This window comes from Polaribacter ponticola (assembly GCF_026191475.2).
GTDB lineage: Bacteria > Bacteroidota > Bacteroidia > Flavobacteriales > Flavobacteriaceae > Polaribacter > Polaribacter ponticola.
On sequence record NZ_JAOSLC020000003.1, the window covers coordinates 2,346,267 to 2,371,966 of the forward strand.

30 protein-coding genes and 1 pseudogene are annotated in these 25,700 nt (G+C 28.5%); 15 read left to right on the forward strand and 16 right to left on the reverse strand.

Annotated features, from left to right (window positions below; all coding sequences use genetic code 11):
• Nucleotides 1-24: 24 nt before the first annotated feature.
• The 3 genes from purE to N5A56_RS15820 all read right to left on the reverse strand — a co-directional run bounded on the left by purE (nucleotide 25) and on the right by N5A56_RS15820 (nucleotide 2,225).
• Nucleotides 25-504: a 5-(carboxyamino)imidazole ribonucleotide mutase gene (purE, locus tag N5A56_RS15810; RefSeq protein WP_274270549.1), complete on the reverse strand. Its 480-nt coding sequence runs from the start codon at nucleotides 502-504 to the stop codon at nucleotides 25-27.
• Nucleotides 505-597: 93 nt separating this feature from the next.
• Complete coding sequence (locus N5A56_RS15815; RefSeq protein WP_265726480.1) at nucleotides 598-1,755, reverse strand: 5-(carboxyamino)imidazole ribonucleotide synthase; 1,158 nt, start codon at nucleotides 1,753-1,755, stop codon at nucleotides 598-600.
• A gap of 53 nt (nucleotides 1,756-1,808) precedes the next feature.
• A complete protein-coding gene (locus N5A56_RS15820; protein ID WP_265726479.1) occupies nucleotides 1,809-2,225 on the reverse strand; it encodes a phosphoribosylaminoimidazole carboxylase in 417 nt (138 codons plus the stop codon).
• 185 nt (nucleotides 2,226-2,410) lie between these two features.
• Here N5A56_RS15820 and greA point away from each other — a divergent pair, with 185 nt between their 5' ends.
• The 3 genes from greA to N5A56_RS15835 all read left to right on the forward strand — a co-directional run bounded on the left by greA (nucleotide 2,411) and on the right by N5A56_RS15835 (nucleotide 3,546).
• Nucleotides 2,411-2,884, forward strand: coding sequence for a transcription elongation factor GreA (gene greA, locus N5A56_RS15825; RefSeq protein WP_265726478.1), 474 nt, complete (start codon nucleotides 2,411-2,413; stop codon nucleotides 2,882-2,884).
• 89 nt (nucleotides 2,885-2,973) lie between these two features.
• A complete protein-coding gene (locus tag N5A56_RS15830) occupies nucleotides 2,974-3,363 on the forward strand; it encodes an HIT family protein (protein ID WP_265726477.1) in 390 nt (129 codons plus the stop codon).
• Nucleotides 3,364-3,546 carry a hypothetical protein gene (locus tag N5A56_RS15835; RefSeq protein WP_265726476.1) on the forward strand — a complete coding sequence of 61 codons (183 nt, stop codon included), beginning with the start codon at nucleotides 3,364-3,366 and terminating at the stop codon, nucleotides 3,544-3,546.
• On the opposite strand, the gene N5A56_RS15840 is transcribed toward N5A56_RS15835, so the two are convergent.
• A complete protein-coding gene (locus tag N5A56_RS15840; protein WP_265726592.1) occupies nucleotides 3,543-4,694 on the reverse strand; it encodes a sensor histidine kinase in 1,152 nt (383 codons plus the stop codon). The two genes, N5A56_RS15835 and N5A56_RS15840, sit on opposite strands and share 4 nt — an antisense overlap.
• A gap of 79 nt (nucleotides 4,695-4,773) precedes the next feature.
• Here N5A56_RS15840 and N5A56_RS15845 point away from each other — a divergent pair, with 79 nt between their 5' ends.
• Together N5A56_RS15845 and N5A56_RS15850 are read left to right on the forward strand one after the other, a co-directional pair.
• Nucleotides 4,774-5,634, forward strand: a complete 861-nt coding sequence (locus N5A56_RS15845; protein ID WP_265726475.1) for a flavin reductase family protein — start codon at nucleotides 4,774-4,776, stop codon at nucleotides 5,632-5,634.
• A 5-nt stretch (nucleotides 5,635-5,639) separates the two neighbouring features.
• Nucleotides 5,640-6,008 (forward strand): DUF3127 domain-containing protein, encoded by a 369-nt coding sequence (locus N5A56_RS15850; protein WP_265726474.1) that lies wholly within the window; start codon nucleotides 5,640-5,642, stop codon nucleotides 6,006-6,008.
• Between the two features lie 92 nt (nucleotides 6,009-6,100).
• Here the strand turns inward: N5A56_RS15850 and N5A56_RS15855 are convergent, their stop codons facing one another.
• Nucleotides 6,101-6,349 (reverse strand): DUF1456 family protein, encoded by a 249-nt coding sequence (locus N5A56_RS15855; protein WP_265726473.1) that lies wholly within the window; start codon nucleotides 6,347-6,349, stop codon nucleotides 6,101-6,103.
• 18 nt (nucleotides 6,350-6,367) lie between these two features.
• Nucleotides 6,368-6,943 (reverse strand): YqaA family protein, encoded by a 576-nt coding sequence (locus tag N5A56_RS15860; RefSeq protein ID WP_265726472.1) that lies wholly within the window; start codon nucleotides 6,941-6,943, stop codon nucleotides 6,368-6,370.
• A 164-nt stretch (nucleotides 6,944-7,107) separates the two neighbouring features.
• Here N5A56_RS15860 and aat point away from each other — a divergent pair, with 164 nt between their 5' ends.
• Nucleotides 7,108-7,734 (forward strand): leucyl/phenylalanyl-tRNA--protein transferase, encoded by a 627-nt coding sequence (gene aat / locus N5A56_RS15865; RefSeq protein WP_265726471.1) that lies wholly within the window; start codon nucleotides 7,108-7,110, stop codon nucleotides 7,732-7,734.
• Between the two features lie 83 nt (nucleotides 7,735-7,817).
• On the opposite strand, the gene mscL is transcribed toward aat, so the two are convergent.
• The 3 genes and pseudogenes from mscL to N5A56_RS15880 form a co-directional block, all read right to left on the reverse strand.
• Entirely contained in the window at nucleotides 7,818-8,222 is a 405-nt protein-coding gene (gene mscL, locus N5A56_RS15870) for a large conductance mechanosensitive channel protein MscL (RefSeq protein ID WP_265726470.1), read from the reverse strand.
• A gap of 51 nt (nucleotides 8,223-8,273) precedes the next feature.
• A pseudogene (alr, locus tag N5A56_RS15875) lies at nucleotides 8,274-9,372 on the reverse strand (alanine racemase).
• Nucleotides 9,365-9,988, reverse strand: coding sequence for a thymidine kinase (locus tag N5A56_RS15880; RefSeq protein ID WP_265726468.1), 624 nt, complete (start codon nucleotides 9,986-9,988; stop codon nucleotides 9,365-9,367). The pseudogene alr and the gene N5A56_RS15880 overlap by 8 nt, the downstream one beginning before the upstream one ends.
• 101 nt (nucleotides 9,989-10,089) lie before the next feature.
• Here N5A56_RS15880 and N5A56_RS15885 point away from each other — a divergent pair, with 101 nt between their 5' ends.
• The 4 genes from N5A56_RS15885 (at nucleotide 10,090) to N5A56_RS15900 (ending at nucleotide 13,390) form a co-directional block, all read left to right on the forward strand.
• A complete protein-coding gene (locus N5A56_RS15885) occupies nucleotides 10,090-10,872 on the forward strand; it encodes a hypothetical protein (protein ID WP_265726467.1) in 783 nt (260 codons plus the stop codon).
• Nucleotides 10,873-11,096: 224 nt separating this feature from the next.
• Nucleotides 11,097-11,864, forward strand: a complete 768-nt coding sequence (locus N5A56_RS15890; RefSeq protein ID WP_265726466.1) for a glycosyltransferase family 4 protein — start codon at nucleotides 11,097-11,099, stop codon at nucleotides 11,862-11,864.
• Nucleotides 11,864-12,865, forward strand: a complete 1,002-nt coding sequence (locus tag N5A56_RS15895) for a DUF3089 domain-containing protein (protein ID WP_265726465.1) — start codon at nucleotides 11,864-11,866, stop codon at nucleotides 12,863-12,865. The genes N5A56_RS15890 and N5A56_RS15895 overlap by 1 nt, the downstream gene beginning before the upstream one ends.
• A 48-nt stretch (nucleotides 12,866-12,913) precedes the next feature.
• Nucleotides 12,914-13,390 (forward strand): DUF4252 domain-containing protein, encoded by a 477-nt coding sequence (locus N5A56_RS15900; RefSeq protein WP_265726464.1) that lies wholly within the window; start codon nucleotides 12,914-12,916, stop codon nucleotides 13,388-13,390.
• Between the two features lie 19 nt (nucleotides 13,391-13,409).
• Here N5A56_RS15900 and N5A56_RS15905 read toward each other — a convergent pair whose 3' ends face one another.
• Complete coding sequence (locus N5A56_RS15905) at nucleotides 13,410-13,757, reverse strand: arsenate reductase family protein (RefSeq protein ID WP_265726463.1); 348 nt, start codon at nucleotides 13,755-13,757, stop codon at nucleotides 13,410-13,412.
• Nucleotides 13,758-13,797: 40 nt separating this feature from the next.
• Between N5A56_RS15905 and N5A56_RS15910 the strand changes: the two genes are divergently transcribed.
• Genes N5A56_RS15910 through N5A56_RS15920 form a run of 3 tightly spaced genes read left to right on the forward strand, consistent with a single transcriptional unit; the run spans nucleotide 13,798 to nucleotide 16,655 of the window.
• Entirely contained in the window at nucleotides 13,798-14,253 is a 456-nt protein-coding gene (locus N5A56_RS15910) for a DinB family protein (RefSeq protein WP_265726462.1), read from the forward strand.
• A gap of 6 nt (nucleotides 14,254-14,259) precedes the next feature.
• Nucleotides 14,260-15,495 (forward strand): cation:proton antiporter, encoded by a 1,236-nt coding sequence (locus N5A56_RS15915; protein ID WP_265726461.1) that lies wholly within the window; start codon nucleotides 14,260-14,262, stop codon nucleotides 15,493-15,495.
• Between the two features lie 11 nt (nucleotides 15,496-15,506).
• A complete protein-coding gene (locus N5A56_RS15920; RefSeq protein WP_265726460.1) occupies nucleotides 15,507-16,655 on the forward strand; it encodes a cystathionine gamma-synthase in 1,149 nt (382 codons plus the stop codon).
• A gap of 33 nt (nucleotides 16,656-16,688) precedes the next feature.
• On the opposite strand, the gene N5A56_RS15925 is transcribed toward N5A56_RS15920, so the two are convergent.
• Nucleotides 16,689-18,302, reverse strand: coding sequence for an Ig-like domain-containing domain (locus tag N5A56_RS15925; RefSeq protein WP_265726459.1), 1,614 nt, complete (start codon nucleotides 18,300-18,302; stop codon nucleotides 16,689-16,691).
• Between the two features lie 56 nt (nucleotides 18,303-18,358).
• Nucleotides 18,359-19,045: a ComF family protein gene (locus N5A56_RS15930; RefSeq protein ID WP_265726458.1), complete on the reverse strand. Its 687-nt coding sequence runs from the start codon at nucleotides 19,043-19,045 to the stop codon at nucleotides 18,359-18,361.
• Between the two features lie 49 nt (nucleotides 19,046-19,094).
• On the opposite strand from N5A56_RS15930, the gene N5A56_RS15935 reads away from it, so the two are divergent.
• Nucleotides 19,095-19,658 (forward strand): class I SAM-dependent methyltransferase, encoded by a 564-nt coding sequence (locus N5A56_RS15935; RefSeq protein WP_265726457.1) that lies wholly within the window; start codon nucleotides 19,095-19,097, stop codon nucleotides 19,656-19,658.
• Between the two features lie 43 nt (nucleotides 19,659-19,701).
• Nucleotides 19,702-21,249, forward strand: a complete 1,548-nt coding sequence (locus N5A56_RS15940) for a glycine--tRNA ligase (protein WP_265726456.1) — start codon at nucleotides 19,702-19,704, stop codon at nucleotides 21,247-21,249.
• Nucleotides 21,250-21,324: 75 nt separating this feature from the next.
• On the opposite strand, the gene N5A56_RS15945 is transcribed toward N5A56_RS15940, so the two are convergent.
• The 4 genes from N5A56_RS15945 to N5A56_RS15960 form a co-directional block, all read right to left on the reverse strand.
• Nucleotides 21,325-21,822: a DUF3575 domain-containing protein gene (locus N5A56_RS15945; RefSeq protein ID WP_265726455.1), complete on the reverse strand. Its 498-nt coding sequence runs from the start codon at nucleotides 21,820-21,822 to the stop codon at nucleotides 21,325-21,327.
• A 76-nt stretch (nucleotides 21,823-21,898) separates the two neighbouring features.
• Nucleotides 21,899-22,459, reverse strand: a complete 561-nt coding sequence (locus N5A56_RS15950; RefSeq protein ID WP_265726454.1) for a DUF3575 domain-containing protein — start codon at nucleotides 22,457-22,459, stop codon at nucleotides 21,899-21,901.
• 54 nt (nucleotides 22,460-22,513) lie between these two features.
• Nucleotides 22,514-23,500 carry a hypothetical protein gene (locus N5A56_RS15955; protein ID WP_274270550.1) on the reverse strand — a complete coding sequence of 329 codons (987 nt, stop codon included), beginning with the start codon at nucleotides 23,498-23,500 and terminating at the stop codon, nucleotides 22,514-22,516.
• Nucleotides 23,501-23,895: 395 nt separating this feature from the next.
• On the reverse strand, nucleotides 23,896-25,692 hold the full coding sequence (locus N5A56_RS15960; protein WP_274270551.1) for a hypothetical protein: 1,797 nt from the start codon (nucleotides 25,690-25,692) through the stop codon (nucleotides 23,896-23,898).
• Between the last annotated feature and the right edge of the window lie 8 nt (nucleotides 25,693-25,700).

Below are 25,700 nucleotides of genomic sequence, written 5' to 3' on the forward strand. Positions count from 1 at the left end.
GACTGCGCTCGAGGTAATAAAAAACTATTTTTTAACTCTTTCTGAAGCTTTTTCAACCTTTAATTTTAATTCTTCTTTGTAGGCAATTATTTTATTTAAAACTTCTTCGTTTGAAGCGCCAATAATTTGTGCAGCTAAAATACCTGCATTTTTTGCACCATCTAAAGCAACAGTTGCAACAGGTACGCCACCAGGCATTTGTAAAATTGATAAAACAGAATCCCAACCATCTATAGAATTTCTACTTTTTACAGGAACACCAATAATTGGTAACGGACTCATAGAAGCTACCATTCCTGGTAAATGCGCAGCGCCACCAGCACCAGCAATAATTACTTGAATACCTCTTTTATGTGCATTTTTAGAATAATCAACTAATTTTTCTGGAGTTCTGTGAGCAGACACAATATCTACCTCAATTTTAATATTAAAACTCTCTAAAATATCTATTGCTTCTTGCATTATTGGAAGATCAGAATCACTTCCCATTATTATTCCTACCATATTTTTATTTTGTACTGTCATTGCGAGGAGTTTGTGACAAAGCAATCTGTTTTTTATTTCAGAGATTACTTCGTTTATACTCGTAATGACGTATTATTTACTAATAACTCTAATTGTTTCTTTAACTTTTTGTGCTACTTTTCTTGCTTTATCAATATCCTTATTTACAATAGTAACATGGCCCATTTTTCTAAAAGGACGTGTTTCTTTCTTGCCATAAATATGAGGTGTAACACCATCAATTTTTAAAATATCATTTAAGTTTTTGTAAAATACATCGCCAGAAAAACCTTCTTCGCCTACTAAATTCACCATAATTCCGGCAACTTTACTTTCAGTATTTCCTAAAGGAAGATTTAAAATGGATCTTATATGTTGTTCAAATTGATTGGTATAACTAGCTTCAATTGAATAATGACCAGAATTGTGTGGTCTTGGAGCAACTTCGTTTACTAATATCTCATTTGTTTCTGTTTGAAACATTTCTACAGCCAATAAACCAACAAAATCTAAATCATTTACAACTTTTAAGGCAACTTCTTGTGCTTTTTTAGCAACCGATTTTTTAATTCTTGCCGGACAAATTACATATTCTACTTGATTAGCTTCTGGATGAAATTCCATTTCTACAACAGGATATGTTTTTGTTTCACCATCAGAATTTCTAGCAACAATAACTGCTAATTCGTTTTTAAACGGAATTAACTGTTCTGTAATACATTCTACATTTGGTAAAGATTCTAAATCGGCAAAATTTCTTACAACTTTTACACCATTTCCATCATAGCCAAAACGTGCAGCTTTCCAAACAAAAGGAAAATTAATAACTTCAGTTTCTAAGCAAATTACCAACTCTTCTAAATAAGCAAAATGAGAAAAAGGTGCTGTTGGAATTTTATGATCAAAATAAAAGTTTTTTTGATTTGCTTTACTTTGTATCGTTCGTAAGTTTTTTGGCTTCGGATAAATAGTTAAACCCTCTTCTTCTAACTTGTCTAAAGCATCAATATTTACGTTTTCTATTTCTATGGTTAAAACATCTACTGTTTTACCAAAGTTATAAACCGCATCAAAATCTAATAAATCGCCAATAACAAAATTGTTGCATATATCTGCACAAGGTGCATTTTTATTGCTTTCTAAAATTGAGGTGTAAATATCGAATTTTTGTGTTTCAGTAAGAATCATTCTCCCTAACTGACCACCACCTAAAATACCTAATTTAAAATCTGAAGAAAAATAGTTTTTCACTTGTAAAGTTGTTGTGTTTATACAAAAATAAGCATCTAAAGCATAAGAAACTACTAAAAATTACTGATTCGAATTGTGCTACCAGTTTTTATTACTCTATACTCAATTGCAGGGCATTGGTACCCGTCTGTTTGTGGTGCTCCTCCAAAATCTACGCTATATTTACTTTCGTCGCAAATACACTGTAAAATTCGATTGCTAAAAGACATTGGGTTGCTGCAATCATTAGTAGGGCACAATCTATCAAAAGCAACAAAATCTGTCCCGTTTTTATTAAAAAGTAAAATTCCTTTATTGCCACCAGAAAGTTTAGCAAAACCTCCAGGAGTTTGGGCGTTTATTAACTCTGGGTTATTTAAATCTGTAACTAAATTTAAGGGTAAAGTTTGTATACAATTAGCTAAATTACTTGTGTCAGAACAGTTTATAAACAAAGAAATACATAGTAAAGACAATATTTTTTTTAACATTATAGTTTTCGGTTTTTATAAAAACGATGACAAGTTACAAATATTTTGTACATTTGTAATCTAATCTCATTCCTGTAAAGGGTTTGAGATTTTTAAATTTAACCCATAGTAGGTTTTAAAGTAAACAGTTTTATCTTTTTTTATGAATTAATATAAAGAAATGATAAACTTTAAAAAAGAAAAGAATGAGTGATATATCTTATTATTCTCCAGAAGGATTAAAGAAATTGAAGGATGAATTGGCGCAACTAGAACAAGTTGAACGACCAAGAGTAACGCAAGAAATTGCAGATGCAAGAGATAAAGGAGATTTAAGTGAAAATGCAGAATACCATGCAGCAAAAGAGGAACAATCTCACTTAGAATTTAAAATAGCCAAATTAAAAAACGTAGTTTCAAATGCACGTATTTTAGATGAAAGTCAATTAGATACTTCTAAAATATTGATTCACTCTAATGTGAAAATTAAAAACACAACTAACGGAATGGAGTTTACTTACAGGTTAGTCGCAGATTCTGAAACAGATGTTAGAAACGGAAAATTATCTGTAAACTCACCTATTGGTAAAGGTTTGTTAGGTAAACAAGTAGGGGATATTGCAGAAATTAATGTTCCTAACGGAATTATGAAATTCGAAATTGTAGAAATTTCTAGATAAAGATTTATTAAATATAGTTTTTAAACGCTTTGCATTTGCAAAGCGTTTTTTATTTTTACAAAACAATTGAATTTACAAAACAGAAAAAAATGAGTGTTTTCACAAAAATAATTACAGGAGAAATACCAAGTTATAAAGTAGCAGAAGATGATAATTTTATTGCTTTTTTAGATATCAATCCAAATGCAAAAGGACATACTTTAGTTGTGTCTAAAAAAGAAGAAGACAAAATTTTTGATTTATCTAAAGAAGAATACAACTCTTTAATGGATTTTTCTTACAGAGTTGCAAAAGCAATAGAGAAAACAATTGCTTGTAAAAGAGTTGGAATGAGTGTAATTGGTTTAGAAGTACCTCATGTTCATGTTCATTTAATTCCTTTAAATGCAATGGCAGATATTCAGTTTTCGCAAAAAGTAAAATTGTCTAATGAAGAGTTTATTGCTTTAGCAGAAAGTATTTCAAAGAATTTTGAATAAATGAAAAAGTGGATTAAAGTTGGCTTAATTTGGGCAATAATTATGTTTTTGTTAATGGTCTTTGTTTTTCCTTATTTTAATAATGAAGAAATTACAAAAAATGGAGTTTTATCAGGTTTAATTATTTGGACTTTAGCTGGTTTAGTTTTTGGTTTTGTAATGAGGAAAAGGTATAAAGATTAAATTTTATCTAACAAAATTTCAAACGTAGTTCCTTTTTCTAATTCAGATTTTTTTACAAATATTTTGCCTTTATGGTAATCTTCCACAATTCTTTTAGAAAGTGATAAACCTAATCCCCAACCACGTTTTTTTGTAGTAAAACCAGGTTTAAATATTTGTTTAAAAAGTTTTTTAGGCATTCCTTTTCCTGTATCAGAAATGGTAATTTTTACTTTTTTAGCATCACTTTCTATTTTTAAATTTAATTCGCCTTTTCCTAACATTGCATCAATTGCATTCTTTATTAAGTTCTCTATTACCCAACCAAATAATTCTGTATTTATTTTTGTGTAAATTTCAGTATCAGAAGAAGAGAAAGAAAACGAAATTTGTTTAGAACTACGAGATTCTAAATAATCGAAAGCCTGTTTTGTAATGTCTACAATATTTTCTTTTTTAAGTTCTGGCACAGAACCTATTTTAGAAAAACGATTTGCAATTGTATTTAATCGATGTACATCTTTTTCTATTTCTTCAATATAGGTTTCATCAACTTTTTCCATTTTTAAAATAGCAATCCAACCTAAAAGAGAAGATAAAGGTGTACCTATTTGATGCGCAGTTTCTTTGGCCATTCCTGTCCAAAGTTTATTTGTTTCTGCAGCTTTGTTAGAACTGTAGAATAAATAAATTACAGCTATAAATAGCACTAGAATTAGCAATAAAGCTAAAGGGTAATAGGTGAGTTTGTTTAATAAATCTGAATCTTTATAGTAAATATATTGTTTGTTTTTTCCATCATAACTAATTTCAATAGGCTCGTTTTCAATTTTCATTATTGCCAATTGATTTTCTAAATATTCAGGATTTAGAGATTTTATAGAATCTAAGTTTTGAATGTTTAAAACAATACCTTTATCATCTACCAAAATCATAGGAACAGTGCTGTTGTTCTCAATAACTTTTAAGGGTAAGCTTACACTTGCGTTTAAATCTGTATTTGTTGCTATTTCTTTTTGTGCAGCAGCTAAAATTTCCATTTTAACCCGTTCAGCTTGTTTAAATTTTTGAAAGAAAGTATAAGTATTCCAGAGTATTAAACTAACAATTACAATAGAAATAAGAACTGTAATTCGTTTAAATAAAAGAGTATTAGATAAAATGTTCATTAAAACAAATATAAAGGTTTCTTGTATATAACTCATTTGAAGATTTGATAGTATCTTTACCTACCTAAATTTTTTATTGATGCTTACAATCGACCCAAAAGAAATACCAACTGCAAAATTACATGGTTATTTACTAGGTGCAATTGCACCAAGACCAATTGCTTTTGCAAGTACTATTGATACAGATGGTAATCCTAATTTGTCTCCTTTCTCATTTTTTAATGTTTTTGGGGCAAATCCGCCAATTATGATTTTTTCTCCTGCAAGAAGAGTAAGAGATAACACAACAAAACACACTTTAGAAAATGCATTAGCTACTAAAGAAGTGGTTATAAATGTGGTAAATTTTGATATTGTACAACAAATGTCTTTAAGTAGTACCGAATATCCAGAAGGTGTAAATGAGTTTGAAAAAGCAGGTTTTACAATGGTAAAGTCTGATGTTATAAAACCATTTAGAGTTAAAGAATCTCCTGTACAATTTGAATGTAAAGTAAAGGATGTTATTTTTACTGGTGATGAAGGTGGAGCAGGAAACTTAATTGTTTGTGAAGTTGTAAAACTGCATGTTTCTGAAGATGTTTTAGCAGATGACGGCAATATAGATCAGCATAAAATAGATTTAGTTGCAAGAGCAGGAGGTAGCTATTATACAAGGGCTAGAGATGGTTTTTTCGAAATTCCGAAACCAATTTCTACATTAGGTATTGGTATAGATTCTATTGATGCCGAAATTAGAAATAGCACGGTTTTAACTGGTAATAATTTAGGAATGTTAGGTAATGTAGAGCAACTACCAGACAGTAAAACTGTTGATAACTTTGGGAAAGAACATCCTGAATTTATTGGGTTAGAAATGGTAAAAAAACATACATTTGCCCAAGAGTATTTAAGTAAAAATGATGTAGAAAGTGCTTGGAAAGTACTTTTATTAAAATAGAAATTATGGAAGTTATTGGTAAAGTAAAATTAATTGGAGAAGTACAAACATTTGGTTCTAACGGATTTAGAAAAAGAGAATTAGTTGTTACTACAGATGAACAATACCCTCAAATGATAATGGTGGAGTTTGTGCAAGATAAATGTGATTTATTAAACAGTTATGCAGTTGGGCAAGATGTAAAAGTATCTATTAATTTAAGAGGTAGAGAGTGGATTAATCCACAAGGTGAAGCTAAATACTTTAATTCTATTCAAGGATGGAGAATAGAAAACTTGTCTCAAGGAAATCAAGCTCAAAATTTACCACCAGTAGATCAATTTCAGCCAGCTGCTAATGTTTCTGGTGCTGAGCCAGACGATTTACCATTTTAGTGTTAAAATAAATTCTAAAGGTTTTAATTTTAGAGATAAAATAAAAAGAGAGAATTCAATTAAGAATTCTCTCTTTTTATTTATCAATAACTTTACTTACTTTTCTCTCCTTTTTTAGGCATCGGTCCTCGTAAATGAACAACCAATCCATTTAAGAAATTACGTAAAATTTGATCTCCACATTCTACATATTTTGGGTGTTCTTCATTTCTAAATAAAGCACCTAATTCTCCTTTAGAAACTTTAAAGTCTACTAATGCACAAATTTCTACAATATCTGTATCTCTTAATTTATGTGCTACTCTTAATTTTTTTAAAATATCATTGTTTGTTAAACCCATGTTGCAAATGTAAGAGAATTAATTTACTACTTTAAATATTGCCCACGCATAAATTGCAAATCTTGCAAATCTAAAAAGACCAAATAATACTACTCTTTTAAAAGGATACCTAATCATACCTGCAGCAACACAAGCAATAGAAAAGGGTAGTGGGAAAATAGCACCTACTAAAATTAGAATTCCGCCCCATTTATTAGCATTCTCCAAGTTTTTAGCCATTTTAACTTCAAGATATTCTTTCAAAGATTTTATTTTTAATGCTGCTTTACCTAAGAAATAAGATATTAAACCTCCAGAATAAGAAAGAGTTGCTAAAAGCACTAAATTTAAAATAGGCTCTTCTGTTTTTTTAGTCCAAGCAATAAATATTTCTGGCGGTATTAAACCAAGTAGTGTTTCAGAAACAAAAAAAGTAATTAAAATACTTGTTCTAGAAACTGTTTCTGTAAAATGATGTAAGCCATCATTTATATTATATACGTATTTGTTAAATAAATAGATAGCAAGTATAACACCTATTATAGGTAGTATCGCCTTCTTTAGATTATTTAAAACAAAATCATAGAAGCCAGTTCTTGCATAATATTTATGCATTAACTTGGCTTGTTTTGTTTTAGATTTTTTCTTTTTCTATTCAGCATTTTTTTGAGTTCTAAATAAAATTAAAACGTTTTACAAAAATAGTGACAATATTCTAATAAATTAAAAATTTACGTTTTTTTATAAATTACTAAATTAGCCAAAAAGTACCTGAAAGAATGATTTGGCTTACAGATGAAATTAAATTTCCAGAATATCAATTTACAAATAAAGATGGAATAATTGCACTTGGTGGAGATTTATCTGAAGATAGATTAACTTTTGCTTACAAAAAGGGTATTTTTCCTTGGTTTTCTGAAGGCGATCCAATTGTTTGGTATTGTCCGCATGAGAGAATGGTATTATTTCCTGATGAAATAAAGGTGTCAAAATCTATGCGAAAAATTATTGATAAAAATAAGTTTACAATTACAGAAAATAATGCTTTTGAAGCTGTTATTTATAATTGCAAAAATATTGATAGAAATGATGGTTTTGGTACTTGGATAACGGATGATATGGAACAAGCTTATATTAATTTACATAAAGCAGGAATTGCAAAGTCTATAGAAATTTGGTTTGATAATGAGTTAGTTGGCGGTTTGTATGGTTTAGAAATAAACAATATATTTTGCGGAGAAAGTATGTTTAGTAGAGTTTCTAACGCATCAAAATTAGCTTTTATTCATTTATCAAAAAATAAAAATTATAAGCTTATAGATTGTCAAATTTATAATGAACATTTAGCAAGTTTAGGAGCGAGAGAAATAAGCAGAGATTTGTTTTTAAAGCTTTTAAAAGCGTAATATCTTGTTTGTTATTTTCAAATAAAGCATAAAAAAACCCAAGCAATTGCTTGGGTTTTTTAAATTATAGTAATTTTATTTTATTATTTCTTAGCTAATAAATCTCTAATTTCAGCTAATAAATCTTCTTGACTTGGTCCTGTTGGAGCTGCTGGAGCTGGTTCTTCTTTCTTTTTAGTTGCGTTAACACCTTTTACAATCATAAACATTACAAAAGCAACTATTATAAAATCGATAACATTTGTAATGAAATCACCATATAAAACAGCTACTTCACCAACAATTTTACCAGCGTCATCTGCAACACCTTCTTTTGCAATCCATTTTAAGTCTTTAAAATCAGTATTAAATATTAAACCTATTAAAGGAGAAACAATTCCTCCTGTAAAAGAAGTAACAACTTGTTTAAAAGCTGCACCCATAACAAAACCTACTGCAATATCTATAAGGTTACCCTTCATTGCAAAGTCTTTAAATTCTTTAACCATTCCCATTTTCTATTTTGTTTTTAATTGTTAGACTGCAAAAGTACTAAATTTTTAGTTCTTTAACATTTTTTTAACACGTTGAGAAATTGCCGTTAAGGTTTCGTAAACTATTGTTTCAGAAATATCAGCAATATTTTTTATCATATTTTGAGAATTAAAAATTATTACCTTGTCTCCTTCTTTGCATTCGATTTTGGTAACATCAACCATAATCATATCCATACAAACATTTCCAATTATTTTAGCTTTTTGATTTTTGATAAGTACATATCCTTTTTTATTTCCTAGTCTTCTAGATAAACCATCTGCATGACCAACAGGTATTGTAGCGGTTTTACTTTCTCTTTTTGCAACAAAAGCTCTATTGTATCCTACAGTTTCACCTGGTTTAATAATGTGTATTTGAGAGATAATTGAAGTTAAATTATGAGTATTTTTTAATAATGCAGTTTCTTTATCATCATTTCCAAAGCCGTATAAACCAATACCAACTCTAACCATATCAAACTGAGCTTTGGCATAATTTACAACTCCAGAAGTATTTAAAATATGTAACATAGGTTCATAACCCAAATGTTTATAAGCTTGCTGCGCTATATATGCAAAATTATTTATTTGATTTATTGTAAAATCTTGTTCTTCTAAATCTTCACTTGCTGCAAGATGAGAAAAAATAGAGGCTACCTTAACATGGTTTGTTTCCTTTAAAGTAGTTATAATTTTAGGAATATCTGTATGCCAAAACCCAAGTCTATTTAAGCCTGTATTAAATTTTAAATGAATAGGATAATTCATTAATGGAGCTTCATCAGATAGTTTTAAAAAAGCATCAAATATTTTAAAATTATACAAATTAGGTTCTAATCTATAATTTACTATAGATTGTAAATTTTGTATTTGAGGATGTAAAACTAAAATAGGTGTTTTAATATCTGCTTCACGTAAAGCTACGCCTTCATGTGTGTATGCTACAGCAAAGTAATCTACTTTATCTTGTAAAAAAGTTGCAATTTTAACGCTATTACTTCCGTAGCCAAAAGCTTTAACAACAGCTAAAATTTTAGTTTCTGGGTTTAATTTTTTTAAAATAATTTAGGTTATGTTCTAAAGCATTGCCATCAATTTCTAAAATAGTTGCATGGTTATTCATCTGTAGAACTTTCTTTTTTAGAAGCGTTTGCTTCTTGTTTATTTTTAACAGCTTTATAATAAGCTGCCCTACTTAAAGGTTCGTACTCTTGTGTTTCTCCTAACATTACAAGTTTTTCATTTTGAGCTTTTCTAAAACTATAATGTGCAAGATTACCTGTGTGAGTACAAACAGCATGCACTTTTGTTACATACTCTGCAGTTGCCATTAATGCTGGCATTGGCCCAAAAGGATTTCCTTTAAAATCCATGTCTAAACCAGCAACAATTACTCTAACTCCTCTGTTTGCTAGATCGTTGCATACAGCAACAATTTCATCATCAAAAAACTGAGCTTCATCAATACCTACAACATCTACATTATTGGCTAATAATCTAATATTTGCAGAAGCAGGAACTGGGGTAGATCTAATTCTGTTGTCGTTATGAGAAACAACCTCTTCTTCGTCATAACGAGTGTCTACAGCAGGTTTAAAAATTTCTACACGCTGTTTTGCAAATTGAGCTCGCTTTAAACGTCTAATTAATTCTTCTGTTTTTCCAGAAAACATAGAGCCACAAATAACTTCTATCCAACCAAATTGTTCTGTGTGATTTACTGTATTTTCAAGAAACATTTTGTAATTTTAAACGTTAGGTATTTATAAAATTGTTTTACTTTAGGTCTCTACAAATTTATGAATATTTACGAGTAAAAAATAACTTCAATTAACAACTTATGCACAAAAAACTGGAAAGCGATTTAATGAGTTTGGCACATAGTATTTTACAAATGAAAAATAAAGATAATGTGTTTTTATTAAAAGAAAAATCCAAGGAAATTTATGAGAAACTTTCTGTTTTGGCATTTGTAGAAGAATATATGAATTCAACACCAAATCTAAATGTGTCTAAAGTAGATTTAATTGATAAAGTTAAAGAAGCTTATAAAACTAAAGATAGTTTGGTTGCAGATAATGAAGTTCTAGAAGTTAAAATAAAAGAAGAAGAAAAAGTAGTATTTAATCTTATTGATGAGGTTTCTGAACCAGAGTTAAAAGAAGAAGTTCTTAAAAATGTTGTAGTTGAAGAAATTATAGAGCAACCTTTTGATGAATTAGAGGAAATAATGGCTTCTGCAAGTGATACAGCAACAAATTTTAAAAATGATGTAAAAGATGTTGGAGAGCGTAAGTCTGTTACGTTAGAAGAGGAATTACAAGACACTATTTCTGTAGATGTAATGGCAGATTTATTTGAGAATGCACAACCAAAATCTTTGAACGATAAATTAGCTGCCAACATTCAAATTGGTTTAAATGATAGGATTGTTTTTGTTTTAAACCTATTTAATGGTAAACAAGAAGATTATAATAGAGTAGTTTCTCAGTTAAATACTTTTAAATCAGAAAAAGAAGCAAAAAACTTTATTAATACGATGGTAAAACCAGATTATAATTGGTCTGACCATGAAGAATTAGAAATTCGTTTTTTTGAAATAATAGAACGTAAATTCGCTTAAAAATAATAACTATTGAAACCAGTTTTAATTCATACGCATTTTCATAAACGAAAAACGGGTGTTACCAGAAGCATAGAAAATGTACTGCCTTTTTTTCTGATGATTTTGAAACCTATGTATATGGTTCTAATATTGATGGAAATAAATTAGCTACTTCTAAATTAAAAGAAATTTTATTTTCTAATAAAACTCCTGTAGTTCATTGTCATAGGAACAATGAAATAATGAGAATGTTGTATTATCGTTTTTTAGGTGCAAAATTTACATTAATTGCTACTAGACACGCAGAAACTGTTCCTTCCAGATTAACAAAGTTCTTATTAAAGAAAGCAGATAAGGTTGTTACGCTTATAAAAAGTATGAGCGAAAATTTAGGAATAAAGAATACAATTGTTGGTCATGGTGTTAGAGTTGATGAGTTTGTTTCTGATGCTAACAAAAAGCTAGAAAATATTCGTCAAGAAAATATTATTTTAAATGCGGGTAGAGTAAGAAAAGCAAAAGGGCAACTCGTTTTATTAGAAGCTGTAAAAGTTTTAAAAGAGCATAAAAATTGGGCTTTAGTAATTGTTGGTAAAGTTGATAAGCCTCCATTTTTAGAAGAATTAAGAGCGATTGCAAAAAAGCAAGAAATAGAAAGTCAAGTATATTTTATTGATGAAACTAGAGATATTATCTCTTATTATCAAGCTGCAAAAATAGTTGTTGCACCAAGTTATTCAGAAGGATTTTCTTTAGTTACAGCAGAAGCAATGTCTTGTGAATGCTCAGTAATTGCTACCAAAAATGTTGGTGTTCACTCAAGTTTAATTACTCATAAAAAAAATGGTTATCTGTTTGAAGCTGGTAATATTAAGGAGTTAGAAGTTCTTTTGTTAAAATCTATAAATGATAAAATTCCCTATTTAGGGAAACAAGCAAGAGAAGAAATTGTGAAAAATTGGAGTGCAAAACAAGAAGCAAAAAATTTGATTAAAATTTATAATAAATAATGAATAAAGGACTCTATTTAGTATTTTTAATGGTTTTTGTTGCATGTAAATCTACTTATATAACTCAAGAATTTACACAAAAAAATATTCCTTCTAAGCCAGATTATTCTTTAGAAACTAATTGGGCAGTATTGCCAATAACTTATTCAAAAGAATTAAAAGAGTTTTCTTCAAAAGAAATAGATACCTTAAAAGCAGATGTGTTCTATATTTATCCAACTCTAAATACTGAAAAAGATGATATTCGGTGGAATGTACCTGTTAACGATGTAATGCAACAAGAAAAAGTTTTAAATAAAACCGTTTTGTTTCAAGCATCCGCTTTTACAACTTCTGGTAAGTTGTATGTTCCATATTATAGGCAAGCACATTTGAGGTCTTATTCAATGTTAAAAAATGGAGGAGAACATGCATTATTATTGGCATATTCAGATGTTAAAAAAGCTTTTGAAACGTATTTAGAAAAATACAATAATGGTAGACCAATTATTATAGCAAGTCATAGTCAGGGTTCTACACATGCAAAATTTTTATTAAGAGATTTTTTTGATAGCAAACCATTACAGAATAAATTAATAGCTGCTTATATTATTGGTACTGTAATTAAACCAAATCAATTTAAATCAATAAAACCTATGGTTAACCCAAATGAAATTGGAGGGTTTGTTGGTTGGAATACTTTTAAAAAAGGAAATTATCCGAAGAAAAAAGATAAATATAAAGGGAGTGTAACAACAAATCCTATTACTTGGAATTTAGATAGAACTACAGAATTAAATCAGCATAAAGGTTTTTTGTATTCTAATAAAAAAATATACGAAGAGGCCTTAGAAATAGAAGTTACAGATGGTTTAATTTGGAGTACAAACCCTAAATTTCCAATGCGTTTTTTTATGTCTTTTTTAAAAAATTATCATGTAGGAGATATCAACCTTTTTTGGAAAGACATTCAAGAAAATTCCGTTTTAAGAACAAATACTTGGTTGGTAAAAAATAAGTAATTGTAACAAATTATTGTTGTGGTCGTCTTAAAAGCAAAACCAAGACACATGAAAACATTAGCAACAATTTTCTTCGCATTTTTTATTACTACAGTTTCTGCACAAAAAGTAGCTTTCGAAAAATTTTATAAAGTAAATAAAGAAAAGTCAACTTTTTCAGTCAATTTATCAGCATCTTTAGCAGGTTCTTTTTTAGATGATGAAGATGACAGTGATTTAATGAACATCATTAAAAAATCTAGCGATTTTAAAGTAATGATTTTTGATAATGAGGATAATAATATTTCAAAAGACTTTAATAAATTTAGAAAAAAGAACAGATTAAAAACATTAGCTCGCGTTAAAGAAAACGGAAGTAAAGCCGAATTGTTTTTTATTGAAAAAAATAATTTTATAAGAGAAATTATAATTAGAACAAATAGTAACGACGATACGCTTGTGCTATTTGGCTTAAAAACTAAAATTACAAAAGATGAATTAGCAAATATGCTTGCGTCATCCGATATTTCTTTTTCTTCAAAATAAAGAATTAAAAGAGAAGGTTTTAACCAATCTTCTCTTTTAATTTTTCTACAACTTTTTTACTATTTCCAATAAAAATTTCTTCTTCTACAATAAATACAGGGCGTTTTAAAAATGTGTATTCATCTAATAAATACTGCTTATAATCTGTTTCAGATAAAGTTTGATTTTTTAAATCCATCGCTTTATACAATTTAGCTCGTTTATTAAACAATGCTTCATAACTTCCAGAAAGTTGGTGCATTTCATCTAATTGAGTAACAGTAATATTATTTGCTTTTATTTCTTGGCGTTCAAAACCATCAGTATTTACTTCTTTTAAAATTCTACGACACGTATCACAAGTTTGTAAAAAATAGACTTTCTTCATTTTTATGGATTATATTTACGATTCAAAATTACATATAAAAATGAAAATACAATTTGATGTTTTAAGAAAATCTAGAGATCTTGTTCTAAAAGAATTAGAAGGTTTAACATTGGAGCAGTTGCATACAATTCCAAATGGTTTTAAAAACAATATAGCTTGGAATGTAGCGCACTTAGTAGTTACACAACAATTATTGCATTATAAATTATCTGGCTTAAACTGTTTGTGTCCAGATGATTTAATTGAAAGTTATAAAAAAGGAACAGCACCAGCTACAAATTTTACAACAGAAGAGTTTGATGAGGTAAAAGAGTTGCTATTAGGTTTACCAGATACGTTACAAGAAGATTTTGAAGCAGGTATTTTTGAGAATTATAGCGAATATCCTACTAGTACAGGCTTTGTTTTAACTTCTATAGAATCTGCAATTGCTTTTAATAATTTTCATGAAGGTATACATTACGGTATTATTAGATCATTAATAAAACTAGTTTAATTTCTTATGGATTATTTTTTAATAGCAACAGTTTTAATAGTGCTTTCCGCAGCTTTTGGTTATATAAATACTAAGTTTTTAAAATTGCCTAACACAATTGGGCTAATGCTAATTACAATAGTTTTTACACTTGCGGTGTTTGTGTTAAGTTATTTTGATGATACTTTACTGTTAAAGGAAAAAGAGTTAATTACAAGTATTAATTTTAAAACCGTTCTTTTAGATGTAATGTTAAGTTTTCTGCTTTTTGCAGGAGCATTACATACTAATTTTCAGCAATTAAAAATTCAAAGAAAACCCGTTTTAATATTCGCTACCCTAGGTACTTTTGTTTCAACCTTTTTAGTTGGAGTTTTTGTGTATTATGCACTACAATTATTAAGTCTTAATGTAGATTTTATTTATTGTTTATTATTTGGTGCATTAATATCGCCTACAGACCCTATTGCTGTATTAGGAATCATGAAAAAAGTAGGCGCTCCAAAAAAACTAGAAACAAAAATAGTTGGAGAATCTTTATTTAATGATGGAGTAGGTGTTGTTATTTTTCTTACAATTTATCAGATTGCAAATGGCGGAAGTGATATTTCTTTTGCGCATATTTCTGAGTTGTTTTTGGTTGAAGTTGTTGGTGGTATTGTACTTGGTTTGGTAATAGGTTGGGTAACTTACAGGTTATTAAAAAGTATTGATGAATATGATACCGAAGTAATTATTACACTTGCAGCGGTAATGGGCGGAACTTTATTTGCACAAAAATTTCATTTATCGGCACCTTTAGCAATGGTAACTGCAGGATTAATTGTAGGTACAGATACAGTTAGAAAAACATCTATGAGCGAAGTTACAGAATTGTATGTAGATAAATTTTGGGAACTCTTAGATGTTCTATTAAATACTATACTTTTCGTAATGATTGGAATGGAAATTTTAGTATTAACGTTTGATTTCGATTATATTTTAGCTGGGTTTATAATCATTCCGTTGTTATTAATTGCAAGATATATTTCGTTATTATTACCTATAAAACTGTACGCTAAAAAACTAGATTTTGTGCCAAAAACAAATTTGATTATGACTTGGGGTGGTTTGCGTGGCGGAATTTCTATTGCTTTAGCACTTAGCTTAACACAAGATATGGAGCGTGATTTGTTTTTAGTAATCACATATATTGTAGTTGTGTTTTCAATACTAGTTCAAGGTTTAACGGTTGGTAAATTAATAAAGAAGTTTACATCTTAAAGTTTCAAAAAATGAAATTTAATACAAAAACAATTCACGGAGGTCAAAAACCAGAAGCAACTACAGGTGCTGTTATGCCTCCGGTTTTTATGACTTCTACTTACGAGCAATCTAGCCCAGGAGTTCATAAAGGATATGCGTATTCTAGAGGAGCTAACCCAACAAGAACAGCTTTAGAAAACAATTTAGCGTCAATTGAAAACGGTAAGCATGCTTTTGCTTTTGCATCTGGTTTAGCGGCAATAGATTGTGTTTTACGCACTTTAAAACCTGGAGATGAAGTTATCGCTGGCGATGATTTATATGGCGGAACGTATAGAATGTTTACAAGATTATTCGAAAAATACGGTTTAGAATTTTCTTATGTAGATATGAATGTTGCTACAAATGTTAAAGAAGCAATAACAGGAAAAACAAAACTTGTTTGGGTAGAAACACCAACAAACCCGTTGATGAAAATTGCAGATATTAAAGCAATTTCAACTGTAGTAAAAGAAGTAAATTCTGCTATTTTAATTGCTGTAGATAATACTTTTGCAACACCTTATTTACAACAACCATTAACTTTGGATGCAGATATTGTAATGCATTCTGCAACAAAATACATTGGCGGTCATAGCGATTTAGTTATGGGAGCTTTAATAGTTAAAGATGCAAAATTGGCTGAAGATATTCATTTTATACAATTTGCAGCTGGCGCAATTGCGGGTCCTATGGATTCTTTTTTAGCGCTAAGAGGTGTTAAAACATTACATATTAGAATGCAAAGACACTGTGAAAATGGTAAAAAAGTTGCTGAGTTTTTATCAAACCATGATAAAGTAGAAGCGGTTTATTATCCTGGTTTAGAAAACCATTTAGGGCATGAAATTGCTAAAAAGCAAATGAAAGATTTTGGCGGTATGGTTTCTTTTAAATTAAAAGATACTTCTAAAAAAGCTGCATTAACATTTTTAGAAAACACAAAAGTATTTACGCTTGCAGAATCTTTGGGTGGTGTAGAGAGTTTGGTTAGCCATCCTGTAACGATGACGCATGCTTCTATTCCTGAAAAAGAAAGAATCAAAATAGGAATTACAGATTCTTTAATAAGACTAAGTGTTGGTATTGAAGATGAAGAAGACTTACTTGCAGATTTAGAACAAGCATTAAGTTTATAAAATAAAAAAGAGAGCAATTGCTCTCTTTTTTATTTAATCGATTGTAAAAATTTCTTCTAAGAAATAATTGGCTCTTAACTCTGCATCTTTAATTCCATCATGATAAATAATGGTTTCAGCAAGTTGTTTTTTTAGAAAATTTCCGGTATCCCATTTATTGTTTTTATTTTTATCAATAATGGCTCTAATTGTATAGTTTTTAGGTTCTAATAAGTCAAAAATAATTGTCTTAGATGTATTAATGAATTTTCGCTCAATCACCAATTGATCTTTACCAGTAAGTAATTCAATAATTAAATTTTTAGAATTAACATTATTAACTTTTAGTGTAATTCTACCATAATCTTCAATTTCTTTAGTTCTAAAATTGTAATTAAGGGTATCATTTGTAATTCCATAAATATCATTAAATGCATTAGGGAAAGCTTTAAATCTATACTTGTCTTTAGGTTTTTTATTGAAAATAATACCAATTTTATTTTCTTTTTTTGACCGGAATGTTTTGTAATTTACTGCAACAGTATCTTTATCAAAAAGACTAACTTTTGAAGTATCAATTTTTATAATTGGGTTATTACTTGTTAAAAAGAAAGTGTCTCTAAAATGTAATGTGTTTTTAATAGAAGAATTCATTATTAAAGAATCTAGTTTTTTCTTTCTTAATTTTACAGTAACTGTATCTATAAAATTATTATTAGAAACTATAAAGTTTAAAGAATCTGCTTCTATTGGTGTAAACCAAAAATTTAAAGTGTCTTTTGTTTTTTCAAATTTAGAAATGCTTTTAAAGTCTTTAGGAACTTCTGAAAGCATATTAATTTGCATGTTTTTTGCATCACCTTCAAAACCAAATTCTATTTTTCCTTTTGTTACTTCTTTCCCTCTTTTAAAAAGGTAAGGTTGTTCTTCTTTAAAGAGGATAATAGATTTTTTAATAATACTGTCTTTTGGTAATTGAATGGTGTCTGTAACGTAACCAATTTTATCAGTTTTCGGATTAAAAATATAATCACTTACAGATTCTTTTAATGCAAGCATTAAATATTTTCCTTTTCTAAGGTTTGTAAAATTAAACCCAACAGAATCTATATTGTTAGTAATATAACTTGGTTTTTCTTTGTAAATAATAGAGTCGTTAAAAGCACTGTCTATTCTATACAATAATACGCTAACATCTTTTGGGTTCTTTAATGAACGAGCATCTTTAACAATTCCTTTTGCGGTTAGCGAGTCTATATAGTCACCCGTAGAAAAAACATATTTAAAATTTTCTAGTTTATTACCCTCATTATTGTCTTGTACTGCATTTCCAAAATTAAAAATGTAAGTAGTATTTAATTTTAAGGTATCTAAAATCTCAATTTTTATAAATTTACTTGGAGACCCTTGTGGAGAAATTAAAGGAGGATTTTTCATTGGAGGTGAAACAACCAATTGTTTACTTAAATCTTTAAGAACAATATATTCATTAAAATCAATTTTAATTTCCTTTTTATCGAACTTTATACTTTCATAAGCTGGATTTGCAGTAACAAATAAAGGAGCTTCTTCATCTTTTGGTCCACCTTCTGGTGTTCCTGTTCTAGCGCAATTTGATGCAAAAAAGACTAAGACTACTAAAAAAAGAAATTTGGAAACTATTCTCACAAAAAATAAATTTTATACAAATTAACAATTATTTTTTGAATATAAAATCATAAAATTCACTCTGTATATGCCATTGTTAAAATACTTATTGTACAATTTTTAGATTTTTTAAACTCTTTAACACAAGCTTCAATTGTTGCACCTGTAGTAATAACATCATCAATTAATAAAATGTGTTTGTTGTTAAAGTAAGTAGGGTTTTTTAAAATAAACTTTGTGTCATTATTACTAAAGCGTTCAAAACGAGATTTAAATGTTTGTGTTTTAGAAGATGAAATTCTTATTAAATAATTTTCGATATAAGGCGTTTTTAAATGCTCACTTAATTTTTCTCCAAATTTAGTAACTTGATTATATCCTCTTTCTTTTAATTTTTTAGGATGTAATGGAACAGGAACGATATAATCTACACTTGTAAATTCGTTGTTTTCTTTTAAGATTTCTCCTAGCCAATTACCAAAGAAAATACCAATTTCTTCATTTCCTTTATATTTTAAATCTTGAATTAGTTTTTGAGTAATTCCTTTTTTTCTATAGAATAATAAAGAATATCCTTTTTCTATTAAAACTCTTCCATAAAAAACTTGTGTTACTTTATTATCATTATAATTTAAAAAGTTAGTCAATGGTAAATCGTGCCTGCAACTAGTACAAATAGAAGTTTCATTTTCTACAAGTTTTAGCTCACAAGCAGCACATAATTTTGGATAAAAAAGATAGAATAAGTCTTTTAAAAGTCTCATCTTTACAGAACAATTTTTAGAAATATACTTAATAAATAAGAGATAGCAATTGTCTAGCAGGATAAAATTTTTTCAAGAAGCAATAAAAAACATTAAAACTTTAGGAACAGTAACACCGAGTTCGAGGTTTTTGTCTAAACGTATGTTAAAAGAAATAGACTTTGCTAAGGCAGAGGTTATAGTAGAACTAGGAGGTGGCAATGGAGCTATTACAAAATATATTCTTAAAAATTTATCGCCTAAATCTACACTTGTTTGCTTTGAAATTAACGATAATTTTTATAATCAACTACAAACGTTAGAACATCCACAACTGATTGTTTTAAAAGCTTCTGCAGCAAATATTATTTTAGAATTACAAAAGCTAAATTTTACAAAAGTAGATTATATTATCTCTAGCCTACCATTAACTATAATACCAGATGAGGTTTCTGATGAAATTTTAAAAAAATCTTTTAAAATTTTAATCAACAACGGAACATTTATTCAATACCAATATAGTTTAACTTATTTTAAAAAATTAAAGAATGTATTTAAGGAATCTATTTCTCTAGATTTTGAACCTTTAAATATTCCTCCTGCATTTATTTATCGATGTAAAAAAGTAGAATAATTTTTCTTAAAAATATGAGCAAACGTGTATCTTTGCGCTCATTATGGCAAAACAAGAAGATCAGTTTAAAAAAGTTTTATCGCACGCAAAAGAGTATGGCTATGTTTTTCAGTCTTCTGAAATATATGATGGCTTAAGTGCGGTGTACGATTATGCTCAAAATGGAGTTGAGTTAAAGAAAAATATTAGAGACTATTGGTGGAAAGCAATGGTGCAAATGCATGAAAACATTGTGGGTATAGATGCAGCTATTTTAATGCATCCAACAACTTGGAAAGCTTCTGGTCACGTAGATGCTTTTAACGATCCTTTAATTGATAATAAAGATTCTAAGAAGCGTTACAGAGCTGATGTTTTAATAGAAGATTATTGTCTTAAAATTGAAGGGAAAATAAATAAAGAAGTAACCAAAGCTGCAAAGCGTTTTGGAGATGCTTTTAATAAAGAAGAATTTCTTGCAACTAACGGAAGAGTTGTTGGTTATCAAGACAAAATAAAAACCATTTTAGCAAGAATGGGTAAATCTTTAGAAAATGAAGATTTAGCTGATGTTAAATTGTTAATAGAAGAATTAGAAATTGCAGATCCTTTAACGGGTTCTAAAAATTGGACAGAGGTAAAGCAGTTTAATTTAATGTTTGGTACCAAAATTGGTGCTTCTGCAGATAATTCTACGCAAGTTTATTTAAGACCAGAAACGGCTCAAGGAATTTTTGTGAACTTTTTAAATGTTCAGAAAACAGGACGTATGAAAATACCTTTTGGAATAGCTCAAACAGGAAAAGCCTTTAGAAACGAAATTGTTGCAAGACAATTTATTTTTAGAATGCGTGAGTTTGAGCAAATGGAAATGCAATATTTTGTAAAACCAGGAACTCAGAAACTTTGGTATGATCAGTGGAAAGAAACACGTTTAAAGTGGCATTTATCTTTAGGTATGGGCGCAGAGAACTATCGTTTTCATGACCATGCTAAATTAGCACATTATGCAGATGCAGCAGCAGATATAGAGTTTAATTTTCCTTTCGGATTTAAAGAATTAGAAGGAATCCATTCTCGTACAGATTTCGATTTAAAAGCACATGAAGAACATTCTGGTAAGAAATTACAGTATTTTGATCATGAAGAAAATAAAAGTTACACACCTTATGTTGTAGAAACTTCTATTGGTTTAGATAGAATGTTTTTAGCAGTTTTTTCTAATTCTTTAGTGGAAGAAGCTTTAGAAAACGGAACAACAAGAACTGTTTTAAAATTACCATCTGTTTTAGCACCCTTTAAGGCAGCGGTTTTACCATTGGTAAAAAAAGATGGTTTGCCAGAAGTTGCACGTAAAATTATGGAAGATCTTAAATGGGATTTTAATGTCTTTTACGATGAAAAAGATGCCGTAGGTAAACGTTATAGAAGACAAGATGCAGCAGGTACTCCTTTTTGTATAACAGTAGATCATGATACTTTAACAGATAATTCTGTTACTATAAGACACAGAGATACAATGGAACAAAAACGTGTTGCAATTGCAAGTTTGAAAGACATTATTAAAGCAGAAGTTGCTGTAAAAACTTGGCTACAAAAGATGGAAGCATAACATTTTTTTACTCAAATAAAAAAATCCGTTAGAAGATAATATTCTAACGGATTTTTATTTTTATATAAAATTTTTTTAAAATCTCCAGCCAATATTTAAACCAACTCTTGGTACTAAAACAGGTGAGTTAGAACCAAATAAATTACGACCAATACCACCATATAAATCTATTACTAAACCACTACTTGCTACATACTTTGTACCAACAGCAATACCTAACGCGCCATCTGTGTATTTAGTATCGTAAATATTTGAGTCTTTTACAGATTCTTTTTTTCCAGAATTAACACCAAAAAAACCTTCTCCAAAAAAGTTCCATTGTTCATTTGTAGAAAAATAATGACGATAATATGGTGTTATCATCATATTTTCATTATATCTAAAATCGGTAGTTTGTTTCGCTAAATTAAATTGAGCAGAAATACCAAAAGAAGATTCATCTGATATGTATTTTTCATAAGAAAATTCTAAACTTCTAACTACTAGCGCATCTGCTATATCCAACTTTAATTCTTGTTGAGCATACCCAAATGAGCCAATAAACAATGCAAATAATAAAATGATTTTTTTCATGGTTTAATTTTAATGAATAACGATTTGTTATTAATGAAAGTATGATACAAACATACTAAATTCTATAATTCTAACTTTAGAATCTATATCCAAGAGAAATTCCTCCTCTACCAACAGCCTCTAAAGAGCTATTATTTCCTCCTAAATTTCTACCTATACCTAAGTAGATTTCAGTAGTAAAACCTTTTTTAGAAATAAATTTACCACCTACAGCAATACCAACAGCAAATTCTGTTTTGGTTTCTCCGTTACCGTAATTAGAGTGGTAGTTGCCATTAATATCATAGTAATAATCGTAAGTATTATTTTTATAAGAATGCAACATACCAAAGCCTTCTACAAAAAAACCTCTAGCATACCTATTCGAAAAATACCTTCTATAAAAAGGGGTTAAAGAAAATTTTCTATACTCGTCTAAATCTAAATCATTATCAAAGCCAATAAGTAAACCAGTACCAAAAGAAGATTCTTCATTTATTAAGTACTCATATGAAACATCTAGCCATTCAAAAGCTAATAAACCTAAAGCATTAAGCTTAACTTCATGTTTTTTATTAATATCTTGAGGATATTCTTTTTCTTGAGCAATTGAAATTGCAGAGATAAATAATAAGATAAAAAATGTAATTTTTTTCATAATAGGGTTTTATTTATAAGTTAACAAAAGTATACAAAAAGTATACCAAGAACATTAAAAAACAGCTCTTAATTGTAAAGTACCAGTATGGATTGCTTTAGAGTTTTCGCTTTTTCTTCCTAAATAATTAATATTTAAGTTTAAGTAAGAATTTAATTTCTGATTAAATAATAGGCTCCAGGTGTAATTTTTGCCTCCTTGTAAGCCTTCTAACATTTGGTAGGCAACAGGTGTGTTAGATTCGCCTTTAAAATCATTTAAAAAAATATTTACATTTGCAGAAATTTGATTCTCTTTTTTACTTAAGTAAAAATATTCTACACCAAATTTTTGTTGTTTCAATTCTTCGAAATCTTCTAATTTATTTTCTTTGTTTTTAAAATGATAAAAAGCAGTAAGTCGGTTGTTTTTATTATAAAGGAAGCTAATTTTTTGTTGAATTTCTTCTGTATTAATTACATAATTTCTATTAGTAAAATTTTCTGTATCTAAAGTATTTGTAGACGTTTTTCCCATAAAATCTAAAAGCCAGAAAGTGGCGAATTTATGTGAGTAATCTATTTGATGAATCTTAATATTGTTTTCTTGATTACCGATAAAGTATTGTTGTTTTATTTTTGAGTTTCCATAAGTGAAAGTAACACTGTTTTTTTGCAAGTCTTTGTTAAAGTATAAACTGTTTCTGTAGTTTAGGTTTAAACCAATTAATGAGCTTTCATCAAAATCAAAAGGATTTAATTGAAAGGAATCTCCTATTCTTTGTTGTTCATTATCTACACTTAAAAAACTCTGATTGTAAAAATGAGATAACAATTTTTTATAGCCAGTTTTAGAACTCCAATTTTTTGGACTTAAAGTAAGGTTTTGTTGTAATTTTGCCCTTTGTGTAGCAATATAGCTAATGTTTGGTTTTGGTAATCGTAAATAGTTTGCTTGGTCTTGATATTGAGCAATTTCAAATTCATTAAAATCTTGAATTCCATCATTATTATAATCGATCCAAGTATAAAAACCTAAACCGGGTTCTGTTTTTATATACACATAATCTTGTCTTGCTATATTACCAGAAGAGGTTTCATAAATGGTACTTAAGTTAATAAAATCATTAAAGAACTTCTGATTGAAAACAATTCTAGAATTTAAAGCTTTTTCATCTTCAGAAAAATTATTTTCAGTAATTCTATAATTGGCAAATACACTAAGATTCGTATTCTTATTTTTAATTAATTTACTATTAATGTAAAATGTTTTTCTATTGTTTATTTCTGTAAACTGATTTGATTTTATACTATCATTATTTCTGTAATTAAAACCTAATTTTGCAAATATTTTGGTTGAATCTCCAATTCCGAGATAGGTTTCATATTCTTTAAATTGATGACTTGTATTGATAAAGTTTTGTGTGTTTATATCTTTTCTACTATTAGTTTCTAAGTTTACAAAGGCGCCAATCCAAGATTTTTTAAAACTTTGTTCTGCTTTTGCCTTCGCTCTAAAAAAGAATTGTCTTCTAAACTAGATGTGTTTTCTAATAAACTACTGTTTACAAAAAAAGTAGTTTTATTAAATGTTAACTTAGATTGTAAATCGTGCTTTACACCATTAAAAACATCTGTATAATTTAAATTATTAAATCTGTACAAAATAATATCATCATTTTTATTTTGTAAACTCAACTCTGTTTGAAAATAATTTTTTGTGGCATTATTAGTTAGTATATTCCAATCTCTATTAAATTCAACAGATTCCCAACCTTGTTCTGAATTAAAATTTTGCTCTACAAACTCATGATTTATGTTACTTTTTAGTTGCCATTTTTTATCAATTAAAATTTGCTCCCAACCAACTTTAGCTGCTATTGCAATATTCTGTTTGTCATCTATACTAGAAAATAAATTTGCATCATTATTACTAATTGCAATTTCGGTATTAATTTGTGTTCTTTTATTTGGGTTGTAATCAGATTGCACTACAAATACTTGTGTTTTTGATGGTGCAACTAAATTAACAATTGGCTTATAACTTCCTTGATTTACACCAACATAGAGAAAAATATTCCCAATAGCAATACTTTGGTCTAAATTATAATCACCATTATTAATACCAACATTTGTAAAAGTAACATTGTATAAATTATCTACTTCTTCAGTAGTATATTCAAAAACCTCTACATTACCAGTTGTAACTTTTTTGTATAAAATTTTATTTTCGCTAAAAGAGTCTAAAAATGCACTTTCAGAAACCATTGCATTAGTATTGTTACCTGCATTAGATAAAATTTGTTTTTGTTCTATAGAAAGATTTTGCTGTAGTGGTTGGTTTTTTGCATCATTTTCAGAATAAAAGTAACCAGCTATATTAAACTTATCACTTTTGTATGTAACTTCTTCATAGGTAATAAAACGCGTATAATTTCTATCAGAATATTGAAAGTCTATCGATATTCTCATGTCGTTTGTGATAGGGAAAGTTGTGTTAAAAGTAATTTCTCCAAGATTATAGTTAACCATATAATCTTCATTCTCTCCGCGTTTAATTTGAATTCCATTTACATAAACACTCTCACTGCCTTCAATCATTAAAATTGAAGCTTCATTATTAACGCCATAAATTTTATAAGGTCCTTGGTTTCCTTCAGTAGAAGTAAAATTATGAGTATTAAATTTTCCTCTTACAACAGCGCCAGATGCTGCTACTTTTAAATTGTTATTTATTTTAGCTTCTACCTTTAAACCAGCTACTTGTTTTGTAAAGGTTAAAAAGTAGCTTTGTTGGTTTTGTAAAGAAATATCACCAGCTTTTACCCGCCAATTATCATTAAACATCTCTATAAATATACGATCGAAATCTGTAATGTTTTGCGAGTATCCATTGTTTTGAATAGGTATGTTTGTGTCAAAAATATTTGCTCTTAAACTTACTTCTTTAGATAGTTTACCAGATATTTCTAAATCTAAAGCAGAATTAGTTACTGCGTTTTGATTGTTTCCAGAAGTAACACCTCTTGTTATAAAACCTTTTGTCTTTAGCCCCTCAAAAAACTTTACTTCAGATGTTTTTTTATTTGTTGTTAAGCTATATAATGTACCCTCATTTGTGGTTTTCTTAATAATTAATTTATCATCAAAGGGAGTATATGTTTTAGTTATAAAATCTGGAAATCTAAAATATTCTACAGTTATTTTAGAGTACTTTTTAGAATCAATAATTAAAGTTGCTTCAATAAAATCCATTTTAAATT

What these genes read in the sequence shown, in the direction of transcription:
- N5A56_RS15920 (WP_265726460.1), top strand. Translation starts at nt 15,507, where the DNA reads ATGAAATTTAATACAAAAACAATTCACGGAGGTCAAAAACCAGAAGCA.
- N5A56_RS15890 (WP_265726466.1), top strand. Translation starts at nt 11,097, where the DNA reads ATGAGAATGTTGTATTATCGTTTTTTAGGTGCAAAATTTACATTAATT.
- N5A56_RS15820 (WP_265726479.1), bottom strand. Translation starts at nt 2,225, where the DNA reads ATGTTAAAAAAAATATTGTCTTTACTATGTATTTCTTTGTTTATAAAC.
- aat (WP_265726471.1), top strand. Translation starts at nt 7,108, where the DNA reads ATGATTTGGCTTACAGATGAAATTAAATTTCCAGAATATCAATTTACA.
- N5A56_RS15830 (WP_265726477.1), top strand. Translation starts at nt 2,974, where the DNA reads ATGAGTGTTTTCACAAAAATAATTACAGGAGAAATACCAAGTTATAAA.
- N5A56_RS15835 (WP_265726476.1), top strand. Translation starts at nt 3,364, where the DNA reads ATGAAAAAGTGGATTAAAGTTGGCTTAATTTGGGCAATAATTATGTTT.
- N5A56_RS15945 (WP_265726455.1), bottom strand. Translation starts at nt 21,822, where the DNA reads ATGAAAAAAATCATTTTATTATTTGCATTGTTTATTGGCTCATTTGGG.
- N5A56_RS15930 (WP_265726458.1), bottom strand. Translation starts at nt 19,045, where the DNA reads ATGAGACTTTTAAAAGACTTATTCTATCTTTTTTATCCAAAATTATGT.
- N5A56_RS15880 (WP_265726468.1), bottom strand. Translation starts at nt 9,988, where the DNA reads ATGTTTCTTGAAAATACAGTAAATCACACAGAACAATTTGGTTGGATA.
- N5A56_RS15940 (WP_265726456.1), top strand. Translation starts at nt 19,702, where the DNA reads ATGGCAAAACAAGAAGATCAGTTTAAAAAAGTTTTATCGCACGCAAAA.
- N5A56_RS15860 (WP_265726472.1), bottom strand. Translation starts at nt 6,943, where the DNA reads ATGCATAAATATTATGCAAGAACTGGCTTCTATGATTTTGTTTTAAAT.
- N5A56_RS15895 (WP_265726465.1), top strand. Translation starts at nt 11,864, where the DNA reads ATGAATAAAGGACTCTATTTAGTATTTTTAATGGTTTTTGTTGCATGT.
- N5A56_RS15915 (WP_265726461.1), top strand. Translation starts at nt 14,260, where the DNA reads ATGGATTATTTTTTAATAGCAACAGTTTTAATAGTGCTTTCCGCAGCT.
- N5A56_RS15855 (WP_265726473.1), bottom strand. Translation starts at nt 6,349, where the DNA reads ATGGGTTTAACAAACAATGATATTTTAAAAAAATTAAGAGTAGCACAT.
- mscL (WP_265726470.1), bottom strand. Translation starts at nt 8,222, where the DNA reads ATGGTTAAAGAATTTAAAGACTTTGCAATGAAGGGTAACCTTATAGAT.
- purE (WP_274270549.1), bottom strand. Translation starts at nt 504, where the DNA reads ATGGTAGGAATAATAATGGGAAGTGATTCTGATCTTCCAATAATGCAA.
- N5A56_RS15960 (WP_274270551.1), bottom strand. Translation starts at nt 25,692, where the DNA reads ATGGATTTTATTGAAGCAACTTTAATTATTGATTCTAAAAAGTACTCT.
- N5A56_RS15845 (WP_265726475.1), top strand. Translation starts at nt 4,774, where the DNA reads ATGCTTACAATCGACCCAAAAGAAATACCAACTGCAAAATTACATGGT.
- N5A56_RS15885 (WP_265726467.1), top strand. Translation starts at nt 10,090, where the DNA reads ATGCACAAAAAACTGGAAAGCGATTTAATGAGTTTGGCACATAGTATT.
- N5A56_RS15900 (WP_265726464.1), top strand. Translation starts at nt 12,914, where the DNA reads ATGAAAACATTAGCAACAATTTTCTTCGCATTTTTTATTACTACAGTT.
- greA (WP_265726478.1), top strand. Translation starts at nt 2,411, where the DNA reads ATGAGTGATATATCTTATTATTCTCCAGAAGGATTAAAGAAATTGAAG.
- N5A56_RS15840 (WP_265726592.1), bottom strand. Translation starts at nt 4,694, where the DNA reads ATGAACATTTTATCTAATACTCTTTTATTTAAACGAATTACAGTTCTT.
- N5A56_RS15905 (WP_265726463.1), bottom strand. Translation starts at nt 13,757, where the DNA reads ATGAAGAAAGTCTATTTTTTACAAACTTGTGATACGTGTCGTAGAATT.
- N5A56_RS15850 (WP_265726474.1), top strand. Translation starts at nt 5,640, where the DNA reads ATGGAAGTTATTGGTAAAGTAAAATTAATTGGAGAAGTACAAACATTT.
- N5A56_RS15950 (WP_265726454.1), bottom strand. Translation starts at nt 22,459, where the DNA reads ATGAAAAAAATTACATTTTTTATCTTATTATTTATCTCTGCAATTTCA.
- N5A56_RS15910 (WP_265726462.1), top strand. Translation starts at nt 13,798, where the DNA reads ATGAAAATACAATTTGATGTTTTAAGAAAATCTAGAGATCTTGTTCTA.